General features: G+C 70.3%; 6 protein-coding genes. All 6 read right to left on the bottom strand.

From position 1 onward, the window contains the following. A partial coding sequence (locus IT371_29680; GenBank protein ID MCC6751861.1) for a DNA helicase UvrD occupies window positions 1–457 on the bottom strand: 457 nt, incomplete at its 3' end. Between the two features lie 38 nt (window positions 458–495). After that, complete coding sequence (locus tag IT371_29675; protein ID MCC6751860.1) at window positions 496–774, bottom strand: CcmD family protein; 279 nt, start codon at window positions 772–774, stop codon at window positions 496–498. Between the two features lies 1 nt (window position 775). Beyond that, window positions 776–1,510, bottom strand: a complete 735-nt coding sequence (gene ccsA, locus IT371_29670) for a cytochrome c biogenesis protein CcsA (GenBank protein ID MCC6751859.1) — start codon at window positions 1,508–1,510, stop codon at window positions 776–778. 27 nt (window positions 1,511–1,537) lie between these two features. Further along, window positions 1,538–3,181, bottom strand: coding sequence for a hypothetical protein (locus IT371_29665; GenBank protein MCC6751858.1), 1,644 nt, complete (start codon window positions 3,179–3,181; stop codon window positions 1,538–1,540). 15 nt (window positions 3,182–3,196) lie between these two features. Then, window positions 3,197–3,646 carry a hypothetical protein gene (locus IT371_29660; protein MCC6751857.1) on the bottom strand — a complete coding sequence of 150 codons (450 nt, stop codon included), beginning with the start codon at window positions 3,644–3,646 and terminating at the stop codon, window positions 3,197–3,199. Window positions 3,647–3,649: 3 nt separating this feature from the next. Further along, the coding region (locus tag IT371_29655; GenBank protein MCC6751856.1) for a hypothetical protein at window positions 3,650–5,132 on the bottom strand (1,483 nt) is incomplete at its 5' end.

Below are 5,132 nucleotides of genomic sequence, written 5' to 3'. Positions count from 1 at the left end.
GGCCGAAGCGCTCGTAGTAGTCGTCGCCCTCCTCGTATCGGTAGTAGATGCGGCTCACCGGCGCGTTGCGCCAGTCCACGATCTGAATCTGGCGGCTGCGGTCCACGAAGCCGCGCCGGCCGATGAGCACGTCGCGCAGGCGGTCGTCCTCGTCGAGCCGGAGGTGCGCGAAGTACGGCGAGGCCGGGTCCACCGGCAGGTCTCTGCCCTTGCCGTAGCGCTGGGCCACGGCCGCGATGCGGGTCATCTGCTCCACGATCGCGGCGATGTCCTCGGGCTTCGCCTCGGCGAGCTGGTCACGCAGGTCCACCAACGCTTCGTCGTAGTCGGGGGCGCCGGCGTGCTCGGTGGAAAGGGTCGAGAGAGCGGAGCTCACGCGCGCCAGCAGCTTGAGCTCCTCGGCGATGATCCTCGCCCCTTGGCTGTCCTGCTCCACCGGCTTCATGCTGCGTTCCACTGCGGCGCAACCTCGGCCGGCCGTGGGCGGGCCGAGGATTACCGGTGCGGGGCGGAGGGGGAGCCCCCCTCGCCCCGGACCTGCTTTTCGAGTTCCTTGAGCTCGGCGGCTACCCGGGCCTGGCGGCGCCACACCGATACCACGAACAGGAGGATTAGCATCCAGATGGCCGAGTAGGAAAGCACCACGTGCAGGGGGGCCTTCGGGTCCGTCAGAGGCTGCGGCGTGAAGTCCTCGTAGGCCTCGTCGGCCATGGCCTGCGCCAGGGGGAGGAGGGTCAGCGCGACGGTCAGTAGCAGGCGGCGGAGGGCGGTCATGTCAGATCTCCTTCGCGGGGGCGGCGGCCGAGACGGCTCCGACGCGGGAGAAAGCGGGAACCGCGTGGCGCTCGCGCTCCGTGAGAGCGACGACGAGCTCGTCGAGGGCGTAGCGGCTGCGCTCGAGACGCAGGCGGATCCAGAAGAGGAGGACGAAGAGCGCGGTGAAGGTCCCGAGGCTGATGAAGAGTGCGGGGCGCATCGCGGGGTCGAGCGTGGGCACGACCGAGGTCTCGGGGTGCATCGTCTTCCAGATCTTCACCGAGGTGTAGATGAGCGGCACGTCGGCCGCGCCGAAGAGGGCGAGGCCGGCGGCGATGCGCTTGGCCGTGGGGCCGGCGTAGCGGCGCGCGAGGAGCACGGCCACGAAGATGAGGAACAGCAAGAGCACGGTGGTGAGACGGACGTCCCAGACCCAGTAGTGGCCCCAAGCGATCTTGGCCCACAGCGGGCCGGTGATCAGCACGAGGGCTCCGAAGACCACGGTGATCTCCGCGGCCGTGGCGGTGACGGCGTCGGCCCAGAGGCGCCCGCGGAAGAGGTACACGCCCCCGGCCACGCCGCAGATGATGGCGGAGAGGAACATGACCCAGGCGCAGGGGACGTGGAAGTAGAAGATCTTCTGCACGAAGCCCATCGTGGGCTCGGTGGGCGCGACGAGGAAGAGCAGGTACGGAGCGACGGCGAAGCCCGCCGCGGCGAGGAGGGCGCAGAGGTAGAAGAGGATGCGGTTCATGGGTGCACGGATCCTGATGCCAGCTCGTTATACGGGCTCTTCCCAGAGTCCAGCGAGCTCCTTTTTCAAGGTAGCGCGTCGATGCTCCAGCTCGGCGGGAGGGACCGAACCGTCGGCGGCCACGCGCTCCAGCTCGACGAGCTCCTTGAGGAGCGCCTCGCGACGGTCGCTGCGCAGCCCCTGCGAGTGGCCCGCCCCGAAGGCGGCCACCACCCCCCAGAGGAGGAGCAGCCCGGCGAGTCCCAGCACGACGTGGGTCAGCCGCTTGTTCCGGGTGGGGAGGCCGGAGATGGTGAACTCGGTGAGGGTTCCGGCCCTCGCCGGTGCGAGCGTGAAGACGGGGGTCTTCACCCCTCCCTGCTCCTCCATGCGGCGCCCCTTCACCGAGGGCCCCGAGAGCTCCACGCTGTCGCTGTTGGTGACGACGAGCAGCGTCTGGGCGGTGGCCACGGGCAGGCGCTGGCGGACGTCCAGGGCCTCCCCCTCGTAGCGCAGCAAATAGAACACTTCGATCATTAGGCGTCCCGGCGGCAGCGGTTTCACCACGCGCACCGCGCCGAGCGCCGGTTCGGCGGTCACCAGACCCGCGTACTCCTCGGGGACCTGGAGCTGCTGGGCCCCCTCGGGGAGGGGGAGCAGGAGACCCTTGTCGCGCGGCTCGAAGAGGGCTTCGCCGGTGTTGTACAGGCTGAAGACCTGGCGGAAATGGATCGTCTGTTCGTTTAGCTGCGCCAGCAGGTGCGAGCCGGGGCCGACCCAGATATTAGAGGGGTCGCTCGTTTTGTCGTAGACGGTGAAGGTGGCGCGCAGGCCCCCCGAGTCGGGGAGGGAGATGGCGTCGGTGGTGTAGTCCGTACCGGCGAAGGCCACGGAGAGGGTGACGGCCCGCTTCGGGGCGAGGCGTAGCAGCACCTGGCCCTTGTCGTTCGTGCGGTGCACGCTCTTCTTCTGCCCTTCGGTGACGTTCACGGCGGTCGCGCCGACGGGGGCGCGCGCCTTCCCCTTCACGACCAGGATCTCGAGGGTCCCGGGCTGGAGCTCCTTCACCGCCGTGACCTCCGCCGTCCCGCTCTGGCCGGGGGTCTTTCCCTTCTTCGGCGTCAGGTCGGGCTCGCCGCCGCTGCCGGCGGGGATCGGCGGGTGTCCGGGGGGGAGCCCGCCGCTCGCCGCGGGGTCGGCCGCCGCGCCGCCGTGCACCGGGTCATTGGGCGGAGTCCCGGCCGCAGGAGCGGCAGCCCCGGCCGCAGGGGCGGCAGTGCCGGTCTGGATGAGGAGGCGCACGCCGCCGGAGTCGGGGCCCTTGAAGGGCGCCGATTCGCGCTTCCCCTCGGGGAGCGGCAGCACCACCACGTAGCTCTTGCCCGCCTCGAGTCCTTCGAAGCGCGCGCGGCCGTCGGGGCCGGTCTTCGTCGTGGTGACGAGCTCGCGGCGTCCCGCGCTCTCGCGGTGCAGCTCCACGGCCTGCCCGACCTTCAGCTCCTTCAGCTCCTGGCCGACCACCTTGACGGTCGCGACCCCCTTGGGAAGGTCGGATGAATAGAGCGCCTGGCCGAGCATCGCACCGGGTGGCGGAGCGCCCGGAGCGGCCGGGGCGCCGGGAGCCTGCGCGTGCGCCAGAGAGCTCGTCAAGAGGATGGCCAGGGAGAGCGTTCGGAGCGGGGTGCGTGTCATGGTCTGTCCTCCCGCCTAGGCCCGGCCCAGGCGCCGGTCGAGCTCGGCCTGGATCTGCGCGTCGACCGAGCTTCCCTCGGTGGAGCGTGCGACGTCGAGCTCCCGCAGGAGGCGCACCGCGCGCTGTTTGAGCGGGTCGGCGAGGCGCTCGGCCTCTTCGGGGCTCAGGCGACCGAGCGAGGCGTCGAACTCCAGCTCCTTGATGGAGCGGAGCAGGACGCGCTTGTCGTGCTCGAGCACCATGAGCGCCCGGCTCGAGAGCTCCTTCGGAACGCGAGCCTGCCCGACCAGCGTAGCGAAGCTCGAGAGGACGAAGTGCAGGGTCAGGCCGAGGACGGCGCCGAGGGCGGCGGCGAAGCCGATCGAGTGGCCCGCGGTGAGCCCTCCGCTCCCCTTCAGGATGGCGCCCACGCCGGCGAGGACCAGAGGAAGCCCGAAGATCGAATAGCGCAGGATGGTGTCCACGGCTTACTCCAGGTCCTTGAGCTCGCGCTTCAGGAGCTCTTCGTAGGCCTTGTCGCTGCTCGACGCGGCGGCAGCCTCGGCGGGGGTTTGCGTCTCGTCTGCCGCGCGGCGCCGCCGGGCCCAGCGCCGGCCGAGTGCGAAGAGGACCCCGGCCGCCACGGCGCTCGCGCCGTACGGGACGAGCCACGACAGCCGGTTGAACGCCGTGTCGGGGGGGATGGCCAGCGCCACCGCGCCGAAGGGCTTCTTGCCGATCTCGGGGCCGCGGGCGGTGGTGTACCAGCCGATGATGCGCTCCAGGTCCCACCCCTGGGCGATCTTGCCGCGGATGGCGGCGCGCTCGGTCTGCGCGAAGCCGCAGGGGCAGCTGTCGAGGGGGATCTTGGGACAGCCGCCGCAAAGGCAGGCGAAGTTCTTCATGACCGAGCGTTCGGAGTCGCTGTCGAGGATCACGGGCTTGTCGGTCGGCACGTCGTGCGCGGGGTTGTTGCCGCCCACGCCGTGCGTCGCGTCGGCTCGGGCCAGCGCCGGCCAGCCGAGGAGGAGCAGCAGCAGCGCCGTGGTGCCGGCAGCCGTGGCCACAGGCGCCCCGATCGGGAGCGCGGCGATCGCGGTGCCGAGAGCCAGCACCAGGAAGCCGATCCAGACCCAGTTTACGAGCGGATTGATGATGGCCTTGAAGCCCGTGGTGCCGGCCTGCGGGTCGTGGTCTCCGATGGCGACGAAGAGGTCCTCCTTCAGCGTCCGGCGCAGGGCCACCTCGGTCGTGGGCTGATCCTCGTGCTTGAAGAAGGTCCAGCGCGCGGGCTGGATCTGCCCCAGGTGCTTGCCGGAGGCGTAGACGCTCAGGGTGGCCGTGAGCATCTGCTTCGCCTCGTCGGCCCCGCTCTCGATGCCGTCGAAGCGCAGGGAGTAAGCGCCGATGTCCACCCGCTGTCCCGGGCGCATCACGACCTCGCGCTCCACCTTGAAGGAGTCGCCGGCGAAGCCCACGCACATGAGCACGATGCCGAGGTGGATGATGTAGCCACCGTAGCGTCGTCGGTTGCGTCCGATGAGCCCAGGCACGGCGGCCAGGGCGCTCGAGCCGACCGCCTTGGCGCGGATGCGACTCGCGCGGATCACCTCCTGGACGATGGTGGCCAGCACGAAGACGCAGAGGGCCCAGGTCCCCGCCGGAAGCCCGCGATGCCGGCCGAAGACCGCGAGAAGCAGGCCCGCCGTCAGCAGCCCGGCGGAGAGCGGCCACAGAAACTGGCGTTTCAACCCCGCGCCATCGGTGGACCGCCAGCCGAGCATGGGGCCGATGCCGGTGATCACGAGCAGCGCGAGGCCGACGGGGGTCATCCACCGATTGAAGGCCGGGATGCTGATCGTGATCTTCTCGCCGAAGGCCTCCGAGATGTTCGGGAAGACGGTCAGCACCATGACCAGCAGGCAGCCGGAGAGCAGGACCCAGTTATTGAGGAGGAACCAGAACTCGCGG

Source organism: Deltaproteobacteria bacterium, assembly GCA_020848905.1.
Classification (GTDB): domain Bacteria; phylum Myxococcota_A; class Polyangia.
The sequence above is the reverse complement of the archived record's forward strand: the minus strand, read 5'-3'. Positions and strand labels throughout refer to the sequence as shown.